The 958-nt window shown below is 47.1% G+C and carries 1 protein-coding gene; it reads left to right on the plus strand.

From position 1 onward, the window contains the following. Positions 1-285 precede the first annotated feature (285 nt). Positions 286-762 carry a helix-turn-helix domain-containing protein gene (locus QP119_RS11470; RefSeq protein ID WP_000469298.1) on the plus strand — a complete coding sequence of 159 codons (477 nt, stop codon included), beginning with the start codon at positions 286-288 and terminating at the stop codon, positions 760-762. The last annotated feature ends 196 nt before the right edge of the window (positions 763-958 follow it).

The raw sequence follows: 958 nt of genomic DNA on the forward strand, positions 1-958 counted from the left end.
CAGTATACACTCCGCTATCGTTACGTGACTGGGTCAGGGCTTCGCCCCGACACCCCCAAAGGGCGTTGCGTTGCACGCAACACCCTTGCCTAGAATAGATCTTTTACGCCGATTTGTAAGTGGTTGTTTTTTTAGTGTGTTTTTTATTTACCTGTCGCATCCAGGATGACACAACGTTGTCGCATCCTGGATGCGACAACACGCAACAAGGTGTTGCACAGATGTGTCATGATGGCTTAGATTTAAACCAACGTTAGTGCATGGGATTTTCAGAGGGAAAAAATCATGTTTATTGATTCAGAAAAACGACTGAAACAACTTTCAGATGAGGCAAAGAAAAACACCGAGGATCTCGAAGAAGCAAAGAAAAATTCAAGGTTTACACAGGTATCCCCAAAAGGTTGGGAACGTGTTCGAGAGCTGCTGAAGGATAGCCAAGGCATATCAGCACTGAAGCTGTACTCATTTTTAGCGGAGCATATCGATCCTACGTGTGGCGCTGTCGTTGCGGATCAGCAATTCCTAGCTGAAAAACTTGGAGTTAGCAGAAGCACAATTATTCGGTGGCTCAATTACTTAGAATCAAAAAATGCATTAGTTAGAATCCCCGTTGCTGGTAAGGTTTGTGCGTATGCCCTCGATCCACATGAAGTCTGGAAGGGATACAACACTACGAAAAACCATGCAGCGTTTGTCACTAAAACACTGGTCAACAAAGACGGTGATATTCAGCGCCGAATCATGGCCATGTTTTCAAATTGAGCTAGCGGCAGGCGGACAATCAGGGGCTACGTGTTAACGTTCTGACCATGATTGTCTATCCTGCATTGCTCTTTTGCCGCCTCAAAATCCTTTGCGTGTTTTTGCTCCCCGTTCTCCAGAAAAAACCGAGCCGCCACGGTTCCGGCAGCGCCTTGAGCGCTACCGGAAACCGTCTGGGGAGAACCCCAGACCCCCA

The sequence above is a fragment of the Corynebacterium frankenforstense genome, from assembly GCF_030211955.1.
Classification (GTDB): Bacteria; Actinomycetota; Actinomycetes; order Mycobacteriales; family Mycobacteriaceae; genus Corynebacterium; species Corynebacterium frankenforstense_A.

Coding starts and splice junctions, on each gene's coding strand:
- QP119_RS11470 (WP_000469298.1), top strand. CDS start 286: ATGTTTATTGATTCAGAAAAACGACTGAAACAACTTTCAGATGAGGCA.